Genomic DNA, 1,771 nt, shown 5'->3' on the forward strand with positions numbered 1-1,771 from the left:
GCATATCCTACTATTTTTGTCAAGTCAGTTGGCTCTTGAATGTTATTTTCAAGTCAAGGGGTCAGTTGGCTGAGTCGAAATACCTAATTCTTTTCCGATTCAATTTATACTACTTATACACTACATTTGAAGTGCGGAATGTGGGTTAAGATGATTGCGAATTGTCTTGACAGCATCACCATAAATACTCTGTGCTTTACACAACCATTCTTTAAATTTATTTTTTCCGCTCTCTGGGTCTTGAGTTGTTTCATAAATTTCTCTAAAATCCTCTTTAAGCTGATAAGCTTTTCGTAAACGTTTTGACTGTTTTAAAACGGCCTCTAATTTTTCCAATCCCTCTTCTTTTAAGTCTTTTTGGTTTTCAGCAATAACCATTTTGCTCCTTTGATTTTGATTTTAAACTTCACCTGCTTTCGGATTTTATTTAGATTGTCATTCACCGCTTTCATAACGTGAAATCTATCGACGACAATTTGGGCATTGGGAAACACTTTTTCGATAAGCTTTGGAAATCCTCCCCACATATCTACACTGACCTCTTCGACTGCCTCTCTGACCTCTAACGGTTGCTGTAGAAGAACTTCAGCGATTTCTTCTTGTTGGTGAGAGTCGATGACTTCTATCAATTCTCCTTTCTCTAAATCGCTCACTACCGTCACAAATTTTTTTGTGACCTTTTATGTTTTTGCTATCTCGTCCAAACCCAACCTTTTTACTTGTCCCCAATTTACTTTTTTTTTGCGTTCGTATACCTGTTGATGAATTCCATTTACCTGATGCCAAGACAAGTCTTCTTCTCTTTTAACTTGCTCGACGCTACTAGCGATTACTCGCTCGTAAATATATTCTTCGTACCGCCTAGTAAACCTTCGACCAGTTTCAATAAAGTCTAGTTCTTCTGTAAAGTATTGTTGGCATTTTTTTACAGTAAAACTAGACGCCGTGGTATTTGTCAAATATACGAGTTGACCCGAAATGGGCAAGTCTCGAACTCTAACGGTTCGTGTTTGGTTAAGTTCGCCCGTCTTTTTGCCACAATGAGGACAGGCAACTTCCTCTTCTCTAAAGCCTAGCTGCAAAAATATTGCTTCGCGTTCCCTGACCACGCTTCTCACTCTTACTTTGGGTAAGTTGATTAAGTCTTCTACAAAAAGTTCATCTTTAGATCCGCCTGCATTTGTTTTCTATTATACTATTATCACCTCAAACTCCGAAGACCCGTTATTACCCCAATTAGGCAGCAGTTCCTTGAGGCAACAGCAAAAAATATTAGCGCCGGTATTGAAGCTATTAAAACCTTATCCAGTGGTGGTAGTAGGCGACCGAGAATTTCAGAGTGCTAAACTGGCAGACTGGCTCAGGAAGCGAGGTGCGGACGCTGTATTGCGACAGAAGAAAAGTACCTATGTGGCGGATGCCAAGACTCGATGCCAAGCCTTAAAACACCGAGGCTTTCAACCGGGACAGTATCACTTCTTTGAAAACGTTAATGTCAACAAAGAAGAACCAGTTCGCGCTCTTAATCTCGGCGTTTATTGGAAACGTCGTTATCGAGGGAAAGGAGGGAAAGAACCTTGGTTATTGCTGACCACTCTCTCAGATGCGGGTGCATCCCAGTTTTGCAAGTGTTAGGCGTAAAAGTCTCCATTGAGATAAGCACAGCGTTGCTTGAGGACTTGTGGAACGTTCTGACGTTCCCACTGAGCGCCGGAAATCTTGAGACGCCGACCAATCTGCTTGACCGTCGATTCAATGGCTCCAGAGCCGA

The 1,771-nt window shown here is 41.4% G+C and carries 2 protein-coding genes and 2 pseudogenes; 1 reads left to right on the plus strand and 3 read right to left on the minus strand.

The genetic code is table 11. The annotated features are described in order from the left end of the window. Positions 1–120: 120 nt before the first annotated feature. Together GEI7105_RS41125 and GEI7105_RS40115 are read right to left on the minus strand one after the other, a co-directional pair. A pseudogene (locus tag GEI7105_RS41125) lies at positions 121–662 on the minus strand (ISL3 family transposase). 18 nt (positions 663–680) lie between these two features. Then, positions 681–1,109, minus strand: coding sequence for a helix-turn-helix domain-containing protein (locus GEI7105_RS40115; protein WP_245555498.1), 429 nt, complete (start codon positions 1,107–1,109; stop codon positions 681–683). A 142-nt stretch (positions 1,110–1,251) separates the two neighbouring features. Here GEI7105_RS40115 and GEI7105_RS32385 point away from each other — a divergent pair, with 142 nt between their 5' ends. Then, positions 1,252–1,635 (plus strand): transposase, encoded by a 384-nt coding sequence (locus tag GEI7105_RS32385; protein ID WP_017663089.1) that lies wholly within the window; start codon positions 1,252–1,254, stop codon positions 1,633–1,635. On the opposite strand, the pseudogene GEI7105_RS37870 reads toward GEI7105_RS32385, so the two are convergent. Then, positions 1,632–1,771 (minus strand): annotated as a pseudogene (locus GEI7105_RS37870) (ISKra4 family transposase); the annotation flags it as partial. The gene GEI7105_RS32385 and the pseudogene GEI7105_RS37870 sit on opposite strands and share 4 nt — an antisense overlap.

Origin of the sequence: Baaleninema simplex PCC 7105 (assembly GCF_000332355.1) — a bacterium.
Lineage (GTDB): Bacteria > Cyanobacteriota > Cyanobacteriia > Cyanobacteriales > Geitlerinemataceae > Baaleninema > Baaleninema simplex.